Source organism: Halorubrum sp. SP9 (assembly GCF_005435015.1).
GTDB lineage: Archaea > Halobacteriota > Halobacteria > Halobacteriales > Haloferacaceae > Halorubrum > Halorubrum sodomense.
On the sequence record NZ_SGXU01000279.1, the window covers coordinates 1 to 561 of the forward strand.

The following is a 561-nucleotide window of genomic DNA, read 5'->3' on the forward strand; positions in this document are numbered from 1 at the left end:
GAATGCAGCCGCTTACCACGAAATGGCGACCGAGGATAACGAATTCGAAGATGCGTATGCGAATCATTTAGATCCGCTTGTTGCTATCTCTCGAACCGGTGAGATATACTGGGTAGAAGGGTACCATCGATTCGCAATTGCGTCAATTCTCGAACTAGAGGAGATTCCTGTGTACGTCTTGTGCCGTCATGAAGAGTGGCAACGTACGCGGGACGCCCTCTCCACTGAACCGTCCTCCTCACTCTCCTGTGAGTTGGAGAAATATGTCAATCATCCAGACACACAGGACATCGATGTGTAGAGTAGTCGGTACCCAATTTGCGCTCTGTATCTCGCACGGTTATCGAAACATCCCTCTGAGCTGGTAGAATTCTGAGTGGTCAATACGCACTCTTCAGCGACCAGGTCTTTCAGGCGAGAACATGTCTGTAGAATAGGATTTCAACAGAGCCCTATATTCAAGAAACCAGCGAGCACAGCGCCACAACGGAGAGGGTCAGCGAGGCCGGCCTCGTACTCACCCCGCTTAATCGCCCATTAGTTACACTGCTGGACACGCTA

1 protein-coding gene is annotated in these 561 nt (G+C 50.8%); it reads left to right on the plus strand.

Features of this window, described 5'->3' with window-relative positions:
* Positions 1 to 301, plus strand: a 301-nt coding sequence (locus EXE45_RS20960; protein WP_241989526.1) for a hypothetical protein, incomplete at its 5' end; no start/stop codon positions are given.
* Positions 302 to 561: the final 260 nt, after the last annotated feature.